The organism is Pseudarthrobacter humi, from assembly GCF_024294965.1.
GTDB classification, from domain to species: Bacteria; Actinomycetota; Actinomycetes; order Actinomycetales; family Micrococcaceae; genus Arthrobacter; species Arthrobacter humi.
On sequence record NZ_JANCLV010000001.1, the window covers coordinates 207,185 to 225,041 of the forward strand.

Here is a 17,857-nt window from a genome sequence, read left to right on the forward strand (position 1 = left end):
ATTGCCATGACCGAACACCAGAAAACGACGCTGGGATTGCAGGACAATACTGAAATCCTGCACCGGATCAGCGAACGCCTCGCCGAGCGTTTCACTGGGGTGTTCGCCGTCGAGACGGTCGAACGCTACGTCTTCGAGTCCTACACGGCCTTGGCCCGGACAGCGAAGATCAGCGCCTACCTGTCTGCCACCACGGAACACTTCGCCAACGACCGGCTGACCGCCCTGGCCAAATCCAAAGGGTCGGTTGTCTCCGAGGTCCCGGAGGTCCTGTTCGTTTGCGTGCAGAACGCCGGCAGGTCACAAATGGCTGCCGCGCTGCTCAACGTTGAAGCCAAGGGCAGGATCCGCGTCCGGTCGGCAGGCTCCATGCCGGCAGCTGAGCTGGATCCAACCGTTGTGACTGTCATGTCCGAAATGGGCTTGGACCTGGGCAAGGACTACCCGAAGCCACTCACGGACGACGTCGTGCGGGCATCCGACGTCGTCATCACCATGGGCTGCGGTGACTCCTGCCCCATCTACCCCGGCAAGCGCTATGAAGACTGGGACCTCACCGACCCCGCCGGCCAGTCCCTTGAGACGGTCCGAGCCATTCGCGACGAAATCCAGGCGCGCATCAGAACCCTCGTCGGCTCACTCCTGGCCGCAGAACAGAAAGAAGACACCCACTCATGACCGAAAGCACCAGGACTCCCCGCATACTGTTCGTCTGCAGCAAGAACGGCGGGAAGTCCCAACTCGCGGCCGGTCTCATGCGGGACCTCGCCGGCGACCATGTCACCGTTTATTCGGCAGGCACCAAGCCCGGCAGCTGCCTGAACAACGAGGCCGTGGAATCCCTGAACGAACTAGGCATCGACATCACCGGGGAACACCCAAAACCCGTCACCGACGACGTGCTTGACGCCGTCGACGTCGTTATCGTCCTGGGCACTGAAGCAAAGCTCGAACCCCGCGAAGGCACCCGCTTCGAAACCTGGGAAACCGACGAACCTTCCACCCGGGGCATCGAAGGCACGGAGCGCATGCGCCTCGTCCGCGACGACATCAACGCCCGCGTCCGAAAGCTCCATGCGGAACTCACAGGCAACTAAGCCTGGCAAAACCCGGTCGCATCTGTATTGTTCGGCACGTCCGGCGCCATGGCTTAGCGCTGGCGGTGCCCGGGCAGATACGGTAGTAGCATGACGTCACCCACCGCCACCGAGACATTACGCCCCAAGCGCAACATCCCAGCAGAAATCGCCCGTTCGTGGCTTCTGGTCAACGCGATGAAAACCGACCTGTTTGACCAGTCGGCTGTTTCGCGCGCTGACTCGATCATCCTGGACATCGAGGACGCCGTGGACCCGTCGCAAAAGGACGAGGCGCGTGGACACGTCATTGACTGGCTCAGCGGCGGCGGCCAGGCCTGGGTCCGCATCAACGATGCCACCAGCCCGTTCTGGGCCGATGACCTGGCCGGGCTGCGCGGTACGCCCGGGCTGCTCGGCGTGATGCTCGCCAAGACCGAATCAGCCGACCAGGTGACCGAAAGCTTCCACCGGATGGACGGCAAGACGCCCGTCATCCCGCTCGTGGAATCCGCTCTGGGTATCGAGGAAGCCAACAACATTGCCAAGGCCCAGGGTGCTTTCCGCCTGGCGTTCGGCTCCGGCGACTTCCGCCGCGACACCGGCATGGCCGCCACCCCGGAGGCCATGGCCTACCCGCGCGCCAAGCTGGTGGTCGCCAGCCGCGTCGGCAACCTCCCCGGCCCCATCGACGGCCCCACCGTCGGCACCAACCACCCCATCCTGCGCGAGCAGACCGGCATCACCGTGATGATGGGCATGACCGGCAAGTTGTGCCTGGCCATCGACCAGACGAACGTCATCAACGAGGTCATCAGCCCCACGCCGTCGGACGTCGCCTGGGCCACGGACTTTATGTCCGACTTCGAGGCCAACGGCCGCGTCATCCGCGACGGCTCGGACCTGCCCCGCCTGGGCCGCGCCGAAAAGATCATGAAGCTCGCGGTCGCGTTCGGCGTGCAGCCGGCGCTGTAGCGCCACCCGTCTACCAAGAGACAGGAGACCCCGTGACCGATACCCGCTATCTGGCTCACGGGGTTTTTTGGGACGGCGCCCCGGCGCAGACGGTAAGCTGGACGATTCCCGCCTCATCCACGATTTCCACCGCGGCGGCCGCGTTCCGGACGGGCTGCGCACGTACCTCCTGCAGGATCACTGGCTCTACGTTGCCACGTTCGCCGGCGGCGCCAGCAAGGTGGGCACGGCTTCCCACCTGCGGAAATGGAACCGGCTCGCGGAACAGGGCGCGGTGGTGGCGCGGTACGTTGCCAGAGCGGAGGACGGCCGGGTGGTACGGCTCCTCGAGGACATGGTGACGCGGGAGGCCGGCCTCGCCCAGCAGGTCCGCTCCGCCGCCAAAGCCGAAGCCCTTGCGGGGCCCATGCCCGCGGCCGCCCTGGACGGCATCAATGAGCGGCACGCGGCCGCTGTCCGCACGCTGCTGGGCCAGGCCGCCGTCGACGGGTCCAGCCCGGAAGGTTTCAGCATCGTAGACGACGTGTGGGTGCGGCCGGCGCAGGCGGCGGGGCTCTGTGCCCCCACACCGCGCCACGCCTACCCGCATCCGTTGGAGCAGGGACAGCACGGCTTTGAGATCACCGCGCTGAGCGGGACCAGCGCCCTGGCCAGCCTGGCCGGAACGGACGCGGCGTTTGTGGTGAACCTTGGCCGGCTGGCTGCCCGGAGCATCGTCCTGGGGGACTTCGCCTCGGAGGTGCCGGCCGTGCAGGAAGCCCTGTTCTGAACCTGCTCGGTAGACTGTCACGGTGCTCAAAGAATTCTGGGAGTCAGCGCCCACCTCGTACAAAGTCCTGGTCTTCGGCGCCATGGGCCTCATCGGCGTCGGGATCATCCTGAACCTGATCGGCAACACCTCCGGAAACCAGGGCCTCGCCACTGCGTCACTGCCGCTGATTGGGCTAGGCCTCCTGCTGCATATCGCCGGGATTGTGGTGCGCGGCCAGACCATCCGGAAGAACCTCAAGCGTTAGCGGCAGCGTTCCTGCGGACATGGCTGCGGGCGTGTTCCACGGCCGCAGCAAGGTCCTCGAACAGGTGCTTGTGGTGGCGGAGCGAACGGATCACTCCAACGTTCGTCACCAGTGCAAGATGGTCCGGCCTGACGCCCTTGAGCAGCACCGTGATGCCGCGCAGCTCCAAGGCAGCAATGACTTCCACGAGGGCATGGGCGCCTGTGGCGTCAAGCATCCGCAGCTGGGAGAGCCTGATAATGGCCACCTGGACGTCCTTCACCTGGCTGAGCTCCTGGAGTATCCGTTCCGCCGCGCCGAAGAACATGGCACCATCCAGCCGGAAGATGGCAATATGCTCATCACCGTCGCTGCGCGGCCCCGAAATCTCTTCACGCTGCACACTGCTCAGCGAGGCGAACTTGCGCAGGGTGAAGAGCGCTGCTGCGGCCAGGCCGATCTGGATCGCGACGATCAGGTCGAAAGCCACGGTGACGACTGCCGTGAGGATAAAAACCGCCGCGTCCGATCGCGTTGAGCGGAGGATCGCGGCAACGGTGCGGCGGGACACCATCCGCGCCGCGGTAACCATCAGGACCCCGCCCAAGGCTGCCAGCGGGATCCGGCTGACCATTCCCGAAGCCAGGTAAACAATCCCCAGAAGCACGACGGCATGGACCGCGGCGGCCATCCGGGTTTTGGCTCCTGACCGCACATTGACGGCCGTTCGTGCGATCGCGCCGGTGGCCGGCATTCCGCCGAACAGGCCCGCGGTGATGGAAGCCAGGCCCTGTCCCGTGAGCTCCCGGTCGGGGCTGTAGGCCCCGCTTGGTGTGCCGTCCGGCCCGGTCATGCCAGCGGCCACCCGGGCGGAGAGCAGGGATTCGATCGCGGCCAGGACCGCTATTGTCACGGCGGGCATGGCCAGGCTGCCCAGCGAAGCCGGATCGAAGACGGGGAAGGTGGGGGATGGCAGGGAGTGCGGCAGTGGGCCGATCCGCGGGATCTCCAGCTGAAGGAGTTCGGCGGCCGTGGTCGCCAGGAGCACCGCGAGCAGGCTCGCAGGTAGGGCCCGGAACAGCCGCTGCACCAGGACCATCACGACGGCGACGCCCGCCACGAGTGCGAGTGTCAGCAGGACTGTGGGAGCCATAGCGCCGGACGCCGCCTCGATGGCTGCCAGCAGGGTGTTGTGCCCCGGGATGCCCGACGTACCGGTGGCGAGCGGAACCTGCTGGAGGAAGATGATGGCGGCGATGCCCAGCGTGAAACCTTCCACCACCGGCCAGGGGATGAACGCCACGGCCCGGCCCAGGCCGCTGATTCCCAGGATGCAGATCAGCAGTCCGGCCATCAGCGACAGCAGCGCCACGCTGCCGGTGCCGTGGACCGCCACTACCGGGGCGAGGACCACCACCATGGCGCCCGTGGGTCCCGATACCTGGACAGGGGACCCACCCATAACCGCCGCCACCAGCCCGGCCACGATCGCTGTGATCAGCCCGGCCTCGGCGCCCACTCCGGAGCTGACGCCGAACGCCAGGGCCAGCGGCAGCGCCACGATGCCCACGGTAATGCCCGCGAGCAGGTCCGCCCGCCAGGACTGCCTGATGCCGGTGTAGTCGATCCGGGATGGCAGGAGCCGGGTGAATCCCCGCGTCACCGCGCGCTGGTCGTAACTCACGGGGCGGATCCCTCGGGCAGGTGCCCCGCCGGCAGCTGCTGCGCCAGCCGGAGCTGTTCGTTGGAGTCGGTGAGGCTGTCCAGCAGGAAGGTCCTCGCGATGGCGAGAAGTTCCGAAACTCCCGGATGTGCCAGGCGGTAGGTCACGGAGTTGGCGGACCGCACCGAGGTGACCACCTTGTGCTTGCGCAGCGTGGCCAGATGCTGGGAGAGGTGGGAGGCCTCGAGCCCGGTTTCGGCGAGCAGGTAGCTCACGGCTGCCGTGTTTTCCGGAGCGGCAGCCAGCAGTTCCAGGATCCGAATCCGTGCCGGGTGGGCAAGGGCCTTGAACAGGTTGGCTTTGATCTCATAGAGCGGGGCCTGGGCGGGAGACAACATGGGTGGCGCTCCTGTGCGGAATAGCGGTCCAGGCAAGCGCCGCTAAACAACGGCCGCGGCTTGATGGAATGATGAATTCATCATATCAAGGTGGTGCAAGACCCTCCCGGACGCCTGGCAACGATAGGCTTGAGGCCATGACTATCAATCCGGACCTGCAGGGCCGCAGCTACCCTGCCGCAGAGGTTTACGACGTCGGCCGCGAGAAGATCCGCGAGTTCGCCCGCGCGGTCAAGGCCACGCACCCAGCCCACTTCGACGTCGAGGCCGCCAAGGCCCTCGGGCACAAAGACCTGGTGGCGCCGCCCACGTTTGCCATCATCATCGCCCAGCGCGCCGATGCCCAGCTGATCGAGGATCCAGACGCCGGCATCGACTTCTCCCGCGTGGTCCACGCCGACCAGCGTTTCATCCACCACCGCCCCATTATTGCCGGCGACCGCCTGGTTGCCGAACTGCACGTTGATGGTGTCCGTGCCATGGGTGGCGGGGCCATGATCACCACTCGGCAGGAAATTTTCGCCCTGACCGACGGCGGCAACGGGCCGCGCGAGGCAGTCGCCACCACCACCTCATCCATCCTCGTCCGCGGAGAGGGACAGTAACCATGAGCCCCAGCTTCCACGAACTCAGCGCCGGCCAGGACATCGGCAGCCGCACCATCGAGGTCACCCGCACGGACCTGGTCAAGTACGCCGGCGCCTCCGGCGACTTCAACCCCATCCACTGGAACGAAGCCTTCGCCACCGGCGTGGAACTGCCCGGCGTCATTGCCCACGGCATGTTCACCATGGGTGCCGCCGTTCAGCTGGTGACCGACTGGGCAGGCGACCCCGCCGCCGTCGTCGACTTCCAGACCCGCTTCACCAAGCCGGTCCTGGTTACGGACACCACCGGAACCACGGATGCCGGGGCCACCATCGAGGTCAGCGGCGCCATTGGAAAGCTCGACGCCGAGGCCGGCACCGCCCGCGTTGACCTCACCGTGGTTGCTGCCGGCCAGAAAGTGCTGATGAAGGCCCAGGCCGTCGTCAGGCTTTCATGATCCTTTGACCGTCAACACTGCCGCCGCCGAGGTCACAGCCTGGCGCAATGCCGTGGTGGTTGCCTACGCCGGCAGCGGCCTGGCCTTCGCGTCCTGGGTTTCCAGGCTTCCGGCGATCCGCGACGGGCTGGACCTGACCCCCGGCACGGTCGGTTTGCTGTTGCTGTGCATGACCCTGGGATCGTTCGTCTCGGTGTCCGCATCGGGGCTGATCGTGCTGCGCCTGGGCTCCAAACGGACCATCCGCACCGGCGCCATCATGGTGGCCTGCGGCATGGCCATCACCGGATTCGGAACGTCGGTCCTGGCCACGCCGGTCGCGGTGGCCGTGGGGCTTGCCGTCATCGGGCTCGGCTCCGCCAGCTGGAGTACGGCCGCCAACGTCGAGGGCGCCTCGGTGGAGCGCGCGGTTGGCCGGCACATCATGCCCCGGCTCCACGGTGCATTCAGCCTCGGCACGGTGGCAGGTGCAGGCCTTGGGGCGTGGGCCGCAGCCGCTTCCGTCCCGGTGTTTTGGCACCTGGCCGCGGCCGGCGTCGTGGTTGCCGTCTCGGTGACGACGGCGGCAGCCTGGTTCCGTGCGGATGCCACCCCGGTCGCGGGGGAACGGACCTATGTGCCGGACAACTTCGAGGACCCGTTCACGGGCCCGATCCCCATTGTCACCGCCGGGGCGCCCGCTGACAGCGCCGGTGTCCCGCTGGACAACAAGCGCAAGATTGCGGAGGCCTGGCGGGACCGGCGCACCCTGCTGCTCGGAGTCATGGTCCTGGGGCTTGCCTTGGCCGAAGGTGCAGCAGGGGACTGGGTGGCACTGGCCCTCGCCGACGGGCACGGCCAGACCGACGCCGCCGGAGCCGCCGGCTACGGGCTCTTCGTGACCTTCATGACCATCGGACGCTTCGCCGGCACGGTGGTCCTGGACCGCTTCGGCCGCGTTCCGGTGATGCGCTGGTGCGCCGCGCTGGCAGTGTTCGGACTCGGACTGTTTGTGTTTGCCCCCGTTCCCTGGCTCGCCTTTGTGGCCCTGGCCATCTGGGGACTCGGCGCCTCGCTGGGCTTCCCTGTGGGCATGTCGGCCGCCGCGGACGATCCCGCCAAGGCTGCGGCCCGCGTCTCGGTGGTCTCCACCATCGGCTACGGCGCGTTCCTGTGCGGGCCGCCGCTGCTGGGCCTGCTGGCTGAACACGTGGGCATCCTGCACTCGCTGCTGGCCGTGATGGTGATGCTCGTGGCCACCTTCCTGCTCTCACCGGTGGCCCGGAAGATTCCCTAGGTTTCCCTATAGTGTTATCTGGTGACTTCCACTTTGCTCTCCCAGTTGACCACCGCCGCCGTCGGAGGACCCGCCGGCAAGTACATTGAGGCCACAACCGAGGCGGAGATCATCGATGCCGTTCGCACGGCGGACGCCGCGGGGGAGCAGGTCCTCATCATCGGCGGCGGCTCCAACCTCCTGATTTCCGACGACGGGTTCCCCGGCACGGTGGTCAGGATCGCCTCGCAGGGGTTCACCGTCGACGCCGAGGATTCCTGCGGCGGCGTGGCGGTGGTGGTCCAGGCAGGCCACAACTGGGATGCCCTCGTGGAACACGCCGTGCTGCATGCCTGGTCCGGCATCGAAGCACTCTCCGGTATCCCGGGGGCCACAGGCGCCACGCCCGTGCAGAACGTCGGGGCCTACGGATCTGACGTCTCCCAGACCATCGCGGCGGTCCGCACGTGGGACCGGAGCCGGAATGCGGTCCAGACTTTCAGCAACTCCGAGCTGAAGTTCGGCTACCGCGATTCCATCCTGAAGCAGACCACCGTCGAGGGATCACCCCGCTACGTCGTGCTGACCGTGGAATTCCAGCTCCCGCTGGGCCGGATGAGCGCGCCCATCCGCTACGCCGAGCTGGCCCGCTCACTTGGCGTGGAGGCAGGCAAACGCGCGTACTCCAACGATGTCCGCCGGGAGGTCCTGCGGTTGCGTGCCTCCAAGGGCATGGTGCTGGATCCCGAGGACCGGGACACTTATTCCACGGGCTCCTTCTTTACCAACCCGGTAGTGCCCGTGGACGTGGCGGCAACGCTGCCGGAGTCCGCACCGAAGTACCCCGCCGGGGCGGACGGGCTGGTGAAGCTGTCCGCCGCGTGGCTGATCGACCAGGCAGGGTTCGGCAAGGGCTACGGCCTGGAGGAGGCCAGCGCCTCCGGCGGGCGGGCGTCACTGTCCACAAAACACACACTGGCCATCACCAACCGCGGCTCCGCCAGCGCCAAGGACATGCTGGCGATCGCGCGCGAGGTGCGCGCCGGCGTCGTCGAACGCTTTGGCATTGAACTGCACCCGGAACCGTTGCTCATCGGCGTCACGCTCTAGCGTTCAGTTCGTTGAAGGCATCAGCCTGCTTGCGTGACCGGCGCCGGGCGCCCGTCAACGGTGCCGATCAGCCGGACGTTCATGGCCATGCCCAGCAGGGCTGCGGCCCAGCCGGTCAGCGCCAAATACGAACCCATAAACAGCCAGACCATAAGTCCCGGAACCGCCGGGTGGGTCGCGGCTGCAAGAATGCATACCACCAAACCGATCACGGCGGTGGCCTGGGCCAGGATCCAGAGCAGCCGGCCGCTGACGGGATAGAGCTTCCAGTCACGGACAATGCGGACCTTGCCGCGGCCCACCCGGATACCGGGAAAAAGGACGGCGTACCCTCCGCCGAGCGACAGGAACAGGGAGGGCAAGAGGAGTTCCAGGGGTGCCTCGCCGCCGCCTCCCGGGAATCCCAGGGGCTGGAAACCAATGGCCGGGGCCAGCCCGATGGCCACGCCGGCGAGGACGGATACGGTCCCTGCCACCAGCCATGCCTGTGTTCCGCGCGCGAACAATTGCCACAAACTCCCCAAAGTCATGCTTACACCCTATCGGGCCAGGTCCTACCATGAGGACATGGCAGTGAACCGCGTAAGCCCCAAGGTGATGGGCAGGTTACGCCTTGCCTCTCAAGGACTGCTCGGTCCGGGGCTCGGCTCCGTAGAGGCCGCGGTCCGCTGGATGACGGCCACGCAGGCTCAGGACCTGCCGGCCGCGCTCTGGGCCGTCGGTCTCCGAGTTCCGGGCGCAGGATTGGCTGACGTGCGCGCCGCGCTGGACAGCGGAGGGGTGGTCCGGTCCTGGCCGATGCGCGGCACCCTGCACCTGGTGGCTCCGGAGGACCTGCGCTGGATGCTGGATCTCACCACCGAGCGTCTTAGCCGCGTCATTGCCGGCCGGCATCGGGAACTGGACATCACCTGGGCGGACATCGAGAAGTGCCGCGATGTTGCCCTGGAGCGGATTGCGGCCGGCGGTCCCGTGAGCCGGACCGAGCTCTTCGAGGTGTTTGAGGCAGCCGGGCAGCCCACCACCGGGCAGCGGGGGATCCACCTCCTGGGGACGCTGTGCCGGCACGCCTGGCTGGTTCAAGGCCCCTTGGCCGGGAACCAGCAGCTCCTGATGGCGTTCGATGACTGGATCCAGGTGTCGCGCGGGCTTGAGCGGCAGGAAGCGATCGCCGAGTTTATGTTGCGCTACTTCCGCAGCCACGGCCCTGCCACCGTCCGCGACTTCGCCTGGTGGACCCAGATTCCCCTGACCGACGCGCGCGCGGCGTTTGAGCTGGTCAGCGGGCAGCTGGCGGAGCTGGAATTCGGGGGCGTCCACTACTGGATGTCACCGGAGACTGCGTCAATGCTCGACGACGGTGTGCCCGGCCAGCGGTCCGTCCTCCTCTTGCCGGGCTTCGACGAGTTTGTGCTGGGCTACATGGACCGGAGCCTTGTGCTGGCCCCCGAGCACGCCAACAAGATCGTCCCGGGCGGCAACGGAGTGTTCAAGAAGACCGTCGTGGCAGGGGGCGAAGTGATCGGCACGTGGGCGCGGGCCGGCACCGGCCGCAGCGCCGCCGTCGTGCCTGAACTGTTTGACGACGCCAAGCCACTTGGACCCGCCGCGCAGGCCGTGTTCAGCAAGGCCGCCGGGCAGTACCTCGCATTCCTGGACAGGTAAGCCGGGCCCCATGCGCCGCCCCGCCGAACAGGAGCGGTGCTGCCGAACACGAGCGGCCCTGCCCCGCAAAAGCGGTGCGGGGCAGCACCGTTCCTGCGGAGCAGGGCCGTTCCTGCGGGGCAGGGCAGCGAATGATGCCGGAAGAGGCGGATGCGTGTATTTCTGCCGGGGTTGTCCACATAATGTGGCCGCGATCTACCAGGGTCAGCCGGGGTCCGAGAACGTTGGACCATGAATGGCGATAAAGTCCGTGTGCTCCTGGATGGGCGCTGGCCGGCCTTCCCCATTGCCTCTACGCAACAGTTGGGCGCGGCAGGGCTGGACGAGCGGGTCCTGACCGCGGCAGTCCGCGCCGGAACCATCCTGCGCCTTCGACGCGGAGCGTACGTCCGGAACGCTGACTGGAAGGGAGCGGAGCCGTGGACCAGGGACGCCCTGCGGATCCAGGCGCACTTCCTGTCCACCGGCGGGGCCTGCCGCTACAGCCATATCAGTGCCGCCAGACTGCATGAGTGTCACGTCTGGGATGCCGGGCCCATGATCCACGTCACCACGGCCTACGCCAACTCGACGAAAAGTGCCGGCACGGACGTCCGCACCCACCGGATGGACCTGCAACCCGTAGACGTGACAACACGGTGGAGCATGGATGGCAAAGAGATTCTGACTACCGGCATTGAACGGACCGTCCTGGACTGCGCCCGTATCCTGCCGCTGGAGCAGGCAGCTGTGATCGGCGACCACGCGCTGCGCAAGGGAGCCGGGATCGACAGCATGCGGCAACTTCTGGACGTGGGACCCGTCAAACGCGGGAACCGGCGGGCGCTGGATCTGTTGGCTGCCCTGGATGGGCGGTCGGAATCAGTGGGGGAGACCCGGACCAGGCTGCTGCTGCGATCATTCGATCTGCACATGTTCATTCCGCAGTTAGAGATTCAGACGCCGAGTGGTCATTTCAGGGCAGACTTCGCGGATCCGATGACCCGCATAGTGATTGAGTTTGATGGCAGCGGCAAATACACCGACTACAGGCCCACGGAGGAGGTGCTGCTCGCAGAGCGTCGCCGGGAGAACGCACTGATCGAAGATGGCTGGCTGGTCCTTCGACTTGAGTGGAAGCACTTGGCGTATCCGGCAGAAGTGCGGCGCCGGCTGTTGGCCATGATGGACCGGTCCAGGAACATGCGTGCGTCAGGCCTGGCGTGCTGAACGCAAGGACGCGTGCTGAACGCAAAGACGGCTCTGCCCCGCACGAGCGGTGCGGGGCAGCACCGTTCCTGCGGGGCAGGGCCGTTCGAGTTGCGGGGGAACCGCGGAAGGGAGTTACAGGTTCCCGGTGGCGATGTTGAGCATGCGGCGCAGCGGCTCGGCGGCGCCCCAGAGCAGCTGGTCACCCACGGTGAAGGCGCTGATGTACTCCGGGCCCATTTCCATCTTGCGGATGCGGCCCACGGGGATGTCCAGGGTGCCGGACGCGGCCACGGGGGTCAGCCCCGCCATGGAGTCTTCCTTGGTGTTCGGGATGACCTTGGCCCACTCGTTGTCCTCGGCGAGGAGCTTCTCGATCTCGGCCACGGAGAGGTCCTCGCGGAGCTTGAGCGTCAGCGCCTGCGAGTGTGAACGCATGGCCCCGATCCGGATGCAGAGGCCGTCCATGATCACGCGGTTCTCTTCCGAGGTGCCCAGGATCTTGTTGGTCTCAACCCCGGCCTTCCACTCTTCCTTGGACTGTCCGTTGCCGAGGTCCGCGTCGATCCACGGGATGAGGGAGCCGGCCAGCGGCACGCCGAACTGGGTGGCGTCGATGTCGGTGCGCTGGTGGGCCAGGACCTTGCGGTCAATTTCCAGGATGGCCGACGCCGGGTCGTCCAGTTCCGAGCTCACTTCGGCGTTGAGCGTGCCGAACTGGCTGAGCAGCTCACGCATGTGCCGGGCGCCGCCGCCGGAGGCAGCCTGGTAGGTCATGGACGTGCCCCATTCGACGAGGCCGTTCTTGAACAGCCCGCCGAGACCCATGAGCATGCAGGAAACGGTGCAGTTGCCGCCGATGAAGTCCTTGGTCCCGTTGACCAGGCCCTTGTCGATGACGTCGCGGTTGATCGGGTCCAGCACGATGATCGAGTCGTCGTTCATGCGCAGCGTGGAGGCTGCGTCGATCCAGAGGCCGTCCCAGCCGCGGCCACGCAGCTCGGTGTGCACGCGCTTGGTGTAGTCCCCGCCCTGGGCGGTGACAATAATGGGCAGCTTAGCCAGCGTGTCGACGTCGAACGCGTCCTCAAGCTTGCCGGCGGCGTCAGCGGCGGCACCGGCAATCGACGGAGCGGCACCTCCCGCGTTTGACGTGGAGAAGAACACCGGGTTGATGTTGGCGAAGTCGCCCTCGTCCTGCATGCGCTGCATCAGGACGGAGCCGACCATGCCGCGCCATCCGACCAGGCCGACGGAGGGGGTAGCTGCTGTAGTCATTCGTCCAGTTTAGACGCCGGATCGAGCAGGTCGCAGTCGGTTACGTCACTCGCGCGGGGATGCGTACGAGCGTGTGCGGCCGGAAACTGGCGTCAGCTGCGGTTGGTTTCCTCCAGCACCGCGGCTTTGCGGAGTCGCAACGCGTAGAAGGCGCCGAAGGCAAACACCTGCGTCACCACCACCAGCACGATGGCCCCCGCGATCTTGTTGCCGCCCAGGATCATGGTCAGGCCAACTATCGCAGAGAGCAGCGCGAACAGCGGCAGCAGCATGTAGCCCAGCACAAACAGTGTTTCCGGTTTCTTCAACATCTCAGCCCTGCGTCCTCATCCATTTGGTAAACCTGTAGCGCGTTCCGTTGGCTGCCGTCAGCCATCCGTCTGGCGGGACGGACGCGGCCGCCTCCCAGGTCTCATCGAGATCGGGGGCGAACGTGTCGCCGTCGGCCTCCACATCGATGGTGGTGACCACCGCAACGTTGGCGAGTTCGGTGGACTGGCGGAAGACTTCCCCGCCGCCCAGGATCCACACGGTCCCGCCGCCGTCGACGAACTGCGACTCAAGGAGGGCGTCATCCAGGGACGGGACCACGACGGCGCCCTCTGCCTCAGGCGAATCGCCCCAGTTTTTCTGCCGCGTGATCACAATGTTCGTCCGGCCCGGCAGGGGGCGGTACTTGTCCGGGAAGGACAGCCACGTCTTGCGGCCCATGATCACGGGGTGCCCCATGGTGAGCCGGTTGAAGTGCTTCAGGTCCTCAGGGAGGTGCCAGGGCATGTCGCCGTCCTTGCCGATCACACCGCCGGACGTCTGCGCCCAGACAAGGCCGACGCCGGTCACGGAACCGGCGAGTTCCTGCGTGAAGTCCTGGGGGTCTGCTGCGTTCTCGGTGCTCATACGGCGATCGGGGCCTTGATCGTGGGGTGGTGCTGGTAGCCCACCACTTCGAAGTCCTCGAGCGTGTAGTCGAAGATCGAGGCCGGCTTCCGGGTGATCCTCAGCTGCGGGTATTCATACGGCTCGCGGTCCAGCTGCTTCAGGACCTGGTCCATGTGGTTCTCGTAGATGTGGACGTCGCCGCCTGTCCAGACAAACTCGCCAGGCTCCAGCCCCACCTGCTGCGCAATCATGCACGTCAGCAGGGCGTAGGAGGCGATGTTGAAGGGCACGCCCAGGAACATGTCCGCCGAGCGCTGGTACAGCTGGCAGGACAGCTTGCCGTCCGCCACGTAGAACTGGAAGAACGCGTGGCACGGGGGCAGTGCCATGTCCTTGAGCTCTGAGACGTTCCAGGCAGACACGATGTGCCGACGCGAGTCCGGGTTGGTCTTGAGGTTCTCCACGAGCTCGGCGATCTGGTCAACATGGCCGCCGTCAGGGGTAGGCCAGCTGCGCCACTGGACGCCATAGACGGGACCCAATTCGCCTTCCGCGTCGGCCCACTCGTTCCAGATGCTCACGCCCTGGTCCTGCATCCATTTGACGTTCGATTCACCGCGCAGGAACCACAGCAGTTCCACCGCCACGGACTTGAAATGGACGCGTTTAGTGGTGATCAGCGGGAAGCTCCGGCCAAGGTCAAAGCGCAGTTGACGGCCGAAAACGCTGGTGGTTCCGGTGCCCGTCCGGTCGGATTTATGCGTGCCATGGGCCAGGACATCGCGCAGGAGGTCTTCATAAGGCGTCGGGATGCTCACGGCTAAAGTCTACCGGGCCAAGCCCTGCCGACCCCGCAAGGGTCCCGCGGCCGGGCCCAGCGCTGGCCGCCGGTTGCGCATCGGATCAGCCTTTCCTCAGCTTGCCGCGGACCAGATCGAGCAGCAGCTCATCGGTGAGCCGGGCGGCGCGCCCGGGCGTGCCGAAAACCTAGTCGTCGAAGGGCTTGAACTGCTCCACTGCCACGATGCGGCGCCTGTTGTCGATGGCCACGTGGCACACCACCAGCTCACCGGGGGACAGATACGGGTCGGCGTCCGGCAGGAGCGAGCGCACGCGGCCTGGCATGTGCTTGGCCAGCTGACCCAGGATGGTGGGCAGTGCGGGACGGTGCGTGCAGACGGCGACCGGCTGCGCCTTCTCCAGGAGCGACTCAATGGCGGCAGCGGTTTTTTTGGGGGTCCTGGCGTGCCGGTGTTCCGTCAGAGATTCCACCAGTTTGACCTTGGCCCCCGTTGCCCTCAGGTATGGCGCCACGGTTGACACGCAGCGCTGCCAGGGACTCGTCACCACGCGCGGTGGCTTCCAGGCCTGCAGCAGCCGGCTGACGGCCTGCGCCTGCCTGATTCCCGTGGCGGCCAGCGGGCGTTCACCCTCGGCTTTGGACCAGGACGAGCGGGGCTTGGCTTTTGCATGCCGCACCACTATCAGCGGCCACGTGTTGAGGTCACCCCGGCCATGGGCTGCCCGCAGATACTCCAAGGGGACGACGTCGGTCGGATTGGACAGCAGCCCTGCGGCCGTTTCAGGGGCGCACCACACGACGCGGTCCACCTCCTTGCCGTCGGGAACGAGGCGGACCCCGTTGACGTGGACCGCCCAATAGTGGACCACCTTCAGTCCACTCGCCACCCGGTAGTGGATCGGCGGCAGCGGAATGCCCAGGGGCGCATCAAGTCCGATCTCCTCCTGCACCTCACGGGCCGCGCATTCGGGAAGGGTCTCGCCGGCGTCGATCTTGCCCTTGGGCCAGGACCAGTCGTCATACCGCGGACGGTGGATCAGCAGGACTTCGAGACCTTCGGAGTTGATGCGCCAGGGCAGTGCCCCGGCCGCGACGACGGCGACTGCCTCGCCGGGATGGTCTGTTTGGTCTGCTACGAGGATGTCGCTCGCCAACGCCGCAGCCCTACCGACGGCTCAGGCTGCGCTGGCGGGCGCGCGACGCCAGCAGCCAGGACTGGATGTCGTCGAGGTGGCTGCCGTCGTCGGCAATGTGGTGCCGGTTCCACAGGCCCTGGCTATCAAGATGCCAGCTGGCCGTCTCCGGATCCATGTAGCGGCGCAGCAGGTCAAGGACGTAGCGGATGTCGTCCGGGTTGGACAGCTGGACAAGGGCCTCGACCCTGCGGTCCAGGTTCCGGTGCATCATGTCCGCCGATCCGATGTAAACAATAGGATCGCCGCCGTTGGCAAAGGCGAACACCCGGGAGTGTTCCAGGAATCGGCCCAGCACGGAGCGCACCGTGATGTTGTCGCTGAGGCCCGGAACGCCGGGACGCAGCGAGCAGATGCCGCGCACAACGACGTCCACCATCACGCCGGCCTGGGACGCGCGGTAAAGGGAGTCGATGATGGCTTCATCCACCATGGAGTTGACCTTGATCTGCACCCTGGCGGCCAGCCCGGCCCTGGCGTTGCGGATCTCGGTCTCGATGCGGTCGATCAGCCCGGAGCGGACGGAGCGCGGAGCCACCAGGAGCCGCTTGAACGTGGACTTCGGAGCATAGCCGGAGAGCTGGTTGAACAGTTTGGAAAGGTCCTCGCCCACCTGGTCATTGGCGGTCAGCAGGCCAAGGTCCTCGTAGTAGCGGGCCGTGCGGGGATGGTAGTTGCCGGTGCCGATGTGGCAGTAGCGGCGCAGCCCGTCCACTTCCTGGCGGACCACCAGCGAGAGCTTGCAGTGGGTTTTCAGGCCCACGATGCCGTAGACCACGTGGACGCCCGCCTGCTCCAGCTTGCGGGCCCAGGAGATATTGGCCTGCTCGTCGAACCGGGCCTTGATCTCCACGAGGGCCAGCACCTGCTTGCCGGCCTCGGCGGCATCGATCAGGGCGTCAACGATGGGGGAGTCGCCCGAGGTCCGGTACAGGGTCTGCTTGATGGCCTGGACCTTGGGGTCCGCGGCCGCCTGCTCCAGGAACGCCTGCACGGAGGTAGAGAAGGAATCGTATGGGTGGTGAAGCAGGATGTCGCGGCGGCGCATGGCCGAGAAAACATTGGCGGCCTTGGACGTCTCGGACTCGTTGAGGAACCGGGACGTGTGGGGCATGTGCTTGGGGTAGTGAAGGTCGGCACGGTCAATCCCGGCAATGACGGACAGGCCGCGGAGGTCCAACGGAGCCGGGAGCGAGTACACCTCGGACTCGTCCACTCCGAGCTCACGGATGAGCAGGGCCCGGATGTTCGGGTTGATGTCGTGGGTGACTTCAAGGCGGACGGGCGGGCCGAACCGGCGGCGCAGCAGTTCCTTCTCCAGCGCCTGCAGGAGGTTCTCGGCGTCGTCCTCTTCCACTTCGAGGTCCTCGTTGCGGGTGACGCGGAAGATGTGGTGCTCCAGGACTTCCATGCCGGCGAAGAGCTTGTCCAGGTGGACGGCGATGACTTCCTCCAACGCGATGAAACGCGCCACGCGTCCCGCCACGGCCCCTGCCCGCGGACCGTCGATGGAGATCAGGCGGGGAAGCTGGTCCGGAACCTTGAGGCGGGCGAAAAGTTCCTTGTCACTCACGGGGTTGCGGACCACCACGGCCAGGTTGAGGGAAAGGCCCGAAATGTAGGGGAACGGGTGTGCCGGATCCACGGCCAGCGGCGTCAGGATCGGGAAGACCTTTTCGGCGAACATGGCGCTGAGCTGCTGCTTGGCGGTGTCGTCCAGTTCGTCCCAGTGCATCAGGTGGATGTGCTCATAGGCCAGGGCGGGGCGGATCTGTTCGGCGTAGACCTGGGCATGGCGCTGCTGGAGGCGGTGGGCTTCGTCCCCGATCTTCTCCAGGACCTCGACAGGGCTGAGGCCGGCAGGGGAGGGCACTGCGAGGTTGGTGGCGATGCGCCGCTTCAGGCCCGCCACCCGGACCATAAAGAACTCGTCCAGGTTGGACGCGAAGATGGACAGGAAGGCCACGCGTTCCAGGAGGTGGAGCGTAGGATCTTCGGCGAGCTCGAGGACACGGGAATTGAAAGCCAGCCAGCTGAGCTCGCGGTCCAGGAAACGGTCCGGCCGGATGTCCCCTTCGGGCACAAGGTTAGGTGCAAACTCGGGAATGTCGATCCGGTCCTGCGTTGCTCGCGAGGCAGGGACTTCGGATGAGCCGAAGCGCGCGCGCACCGGCGCTGAAGCGCCCTCGGACGTGACTGTTCCGGCGGGTTCCGGTTTCATGGTCTCTCCTCTTACCTGGCGCTTGATGCTGGCCCTCGGCCGGCGCGGTTCTTTACCAACCTTACAATCAATCAGCGTCCCCAAGCCCTAGATTTCGGGCCACCTGAAGTCGTT

Annotated in this window: 19 protein-coding genes and 1 pseudogene; 11 read left to right on the top strand and 9 right to left on the bottom strand. The window is 66.4% G+C overall.

Annotated elements, in window-relative coordinates; all coding sequences use genetic code 11:
* Positions 1-6 precede the first annotated feature (6 nt).
* The 5 genes and pseudogenes from NFC73_RS01035 (at position 7) to NFC73_RS01055 (ending at position 3,067) form a co-directional block, all read left to right on the top strand.
* Entirely contained in the window at positions 7-678 is a 672-nt protein-coding gene (locus NFC73_RS01035; RefSeq protein ID WP_254746942.1) for an arsenate reductase ArsC, read from the top strand.
* The gene (locus NFC73_RS01040) at positions 675-1,097 is read left to right on the top strand and encodes an arsenate-mycothiol transferase ArsC (protein ID WP_254746944.1); all 423 of its coding nucleotides are present in this window, start codon (positions 675-677) and stop codon (positions 1,095-1,097) included. The genes NFC73_RS01035 and NFC73_RS01040 overlap by 4 nt, the downstream gene beginning before the upstream one ends.
* Positions 1,098-1,187: 90 nt before the next feature.
* Entirely contained in the window at positions 1,188-2,051 is an 864-nt protein-coding gene (locus NFC73_RS01045) for an HpcH/HpaI aldolase/citrate lyase family protein (protein ID WP_254746946.1), read from the top strand.
* A gap of 97 nt (positions 2,052-2,148) precedes the next feature.
* Positions 2,149-2,820: pseudogene (locus NFC73_RS01050) on the top strand (DUF2797 domain-containing protein); the annotation flags it as partial.
* Between the two features lie 22 nt (positions 2,821-2,842).
* On the top strand, positions 2,843-3,067 hold the full coding sequence (locus NFC73_RS01055; protein ID WP_254746950.1) for a DUF3188 domain-containing protein: 225 nt from the start codon (positions 2,843-2,845) through the stop codon (positions 3,065-3,067).
* On the opposite strand, the gene NFC73_RS01060 is transcribed toward NFC73_RS01055, so the two are convergent.
* Positions 3,057-4,730: a SulP family inorganic anion transporter gene (locus tag NFC73_RS01060; protein WP_254746952.1), complete on the bottom strand. Its 1,674-nt coding sequence runs from the start codon at positions 4,728-4,730 to the stop codon at positions 3,057-3,059. The genes NFC73_RS01055 and NFC73_RS01060 overlap by 11 nt on opposite strands.
* On the bottom strand, positions 4,727-5,107 hold the full coding sequence (locus NFC73_RS01065) for an ArsR/SmtB family transcription factor (protein ID WP_254746954.1): 381 nt from the start codon (positions 5,105-5,107) through the stop codon (positions 4,727-4,729). The genes NFC73_RS01060 and NFC73_RS01065 overlap by 4 nt, the downstream gene beginning before the upstream one ends.
* 137 nt (positions 5,108-5,244) lie before the next feature.
* Here NFC73_RS01065 and NFC73_RS01070 point away from each other — a divergent pair, with 137 nt between their 5' ends.
* The 4 genes from NFC73_RS01070 to NFC73_RS01085 are packed head-to-tail and all read left to right on the top strand — an operon-like array spanning position 5,245 to position 8,517.
* On the top strand, positions 5,245-5,712 hold the full coding sequence (locus NFC73_RS01070; protein WP_254746955.1) for an FAS1-like dehydratase domain-containing protein: 468 nt from the start codon (positions 5,245-5,247) through the stop codon (positions 5,710-5,712).
* Between the two features lie 2 nt (positions 5,713-5,714).
* Positions 5,715-6,152, top strand: coding sequence for a MaoC family dehydratase (locus tag NFC73_RS01075; protein ID WP_254746956.1), 438 nt, complete (start codon positions 5,715-5,717; stop codon positions 6,150-6,152).
* A gap of 4 nt (positions 6,153-6,156) precedes the next feature.
* Entirely contained in the window at positions 6,157-7,428 is a 1,272-nt protein-coding gene (locus tag NFC73_RS01080; protein ID WP_254746958.1) for an MFS transporter, read from the top strand.
* Positions 7,429-7,449: 21 nt separating this feature from the next.
* Positions 7,450-8,517 carry a UDP-N-acetylmuramate dehydrogenase gene (locus tag NFC73_RS01085; RefSeq protein WP_254746960.1) on the top strand — a complete coding sequence of 356 codons (1,068 nt, stop codon included), beginning with the start codon at positions 7,450-7,452 and terminating at the stop codon, positions 8,515-8,517.
* A gap of 20 nt (positions 8,518-8,537) precedes the next feature.
* On the opposite strand, the gene NFC73_RS01090 is transcribed toward NFC73_RS01085, so the two are convergent.
* Positions 8,538-9,047, bottom strand: a complete 510-nt coding sequence (locus NFC73_RS01090; protein WP_254746962.1) for a hypothetical protein — start codon at positions 9,045-9,047, stop codon at positions 8,538-8,540.
* Between the two features lie 37 nt (positions 9,048-9,084).
* On the opposite strand from NFC73_RS01090, the gene NFC73_RS01095 reads away from it, so the two are divergent.
* Together NFC73_RS01095 and NFC73_RS01100 are read left to right on the top strand one after the other, a co-directional pair.
* Complete coding sequence (locus tag NFC73_RS01095) at positions 9,085-10,182, top strand: winged helix DNA-binding domain-containing protein (RefSeq protein ID WP_254746964.1); 1,098 nt, start codon at positions 9,085-9,087, stop codon at positions 10,180-10,182.
* Between the two features lie 231 nt (positions 10,183-10,413).
* On the top strand, positions 10,414-11,391 hold the full coding sequence (locus tag NFC73_RS01100; RefSeq protein ID WP_254746966.1) for a type IV toxin-antitoxin system AbiEi family antitoxin domain-containing protein: 978 nt from the start codon (positions 10,414-10,416) through the stop codon (positions 11,389-11,391).
* Between the two features lie 114 nt (positions 11,392-11,505).
* Here the strand turns inward: NFC73_RS01100 and asd are convergent, their stop codons facing one another.
* The 6 genes from asd to NFC73_RS01130 form a co-directional block, all read right to left on the bottom strand.
* Complete coding sequence (asd, locus tag NFC73_RS01105; protein WP_254746968.1) at positions 11,506-12,648, bottom strand: aspartate-semialdehyde dehydrogenase; 1,143 nt, start codon at positions 12,646-12,648, stop codon at positions 11,506-11,508.
* 92 nt (positions 12,649-12,740) lie between these two features.
* Positions 12,741-12,959: an NF038396 family protein gene (locus tag NFC73_RS01110; RefSeq protein WP_254746970.1), complete on the bottom strand. Its 219-nt coding sequence runs from the start codon at positions 12,957-12,959 to the stop codon at positions 12,741-12,743.
* 1 nt (position 12,960) lies between these two features.
* Positions 12,961-13,545, bottom strand: a complete 585-nt coding sequence (locus NFC73_RS01115) for a dihydrofolate reductase (RefSeq protein ID WP_254746972.1) — start codon at positions 13,543-13,545, stop codon at positions 12,961-12,963.
* Entirely contained in the window at positions 13,542-14,345 is an 804-nt protein-coding gene (locus NFC73_RS01120; RefSeq protein ID WP_254746974.1) for a thymidylate synthase, read from the bottom strand. The genes NFC73_RS01115 and NFC73_RS01120 overlap by 4 nt, the downstream gene beginning before the upstream one ends.
* Before the next feature lie 169 nt (positions 14,346-14,514).
* The gene (locus NFC73_RS01125; protein WP_254746976.1) at positions 14,515-15,483 is read right to left on the bottom strand and encodes an NUDIX hydrolase; all 969 of its coding nucleotides are present in this window, start codon (positions 15,481-15,483) and stop codon (positions 14,515-14,517) included.
* A 10-nt stretch (positions 15,484-15,493) separates the two neighbouring features.
* Positions 15,494-17,743, bottom strand: a complete 2,250-nt coding sequence (locus NFC73_RS01130) for an RNA degradosome polyphosphate kinase (protein WP_254746978.1) — start codon at positions 17,741-17,743, stop codon at positions 15,494-15,496.
* Between the last annotated feature and the right edge of the window lie 114 nt (positions 17,744-17,857).